Consider the following 373-nt stretch of genomic DNA (forward strand, 5'->3'; position numbering starts at 1 on the left):
TCAATGATTTCGGGCTTCGAACTGTATCGCGCGATGGATCGCTCCTGCTGTTGCGGGGAACGGGTGCTTCGCATTTCTGTTATGTCGTCCGGAAGGCGCCGAAATCCCGGTTCGTTGGTTTTGGGCTAAAGGTCGATAACAGGGCCGATCTCGATGCACTTGCCAAGCTGCCTGGTGCCTCCGAGGCCGAACGGTCGCCCTTGCCCGGCGGCGGCTATATCGTACGGTTGACCGACCCTTCCGGCTTTCGCGTCGATGCAATATGGGGCCAGGCGCCAGCTTCGACGCTGTCGCACCGGCCGCCATTGCCGTTCAACTCCGTGGACGCGGCCGTCCGCATTAACGGAACACAGCGACCGCCTGAGTGCTCGCC

At 61.9% G+C, this 373-nt stretch carries 1 protein-coding gene; it reads left to right on the forward strand.

Annotation, left to right across the window (positions count from 1 at the left end):
• The coding region (locus P0D80_RS51415; RefSeq protein ID WP_459252787.1) for a VOC family protein at positions 1–373 on the forward strand (373 nt) is incomplete at both ends.

Origin of the sequence: Paraburkholderia sp. RL17-373-BIF-A (genome assembly GCF_046030175.1) — a bacterium.
In the GTDB taxonomy this organism is placed as follows: Bacteria; Pseudomonadota; Gammaproteobacteria; order Burkholderiales; family Burkholderiaceae; genus Paraburkholderia.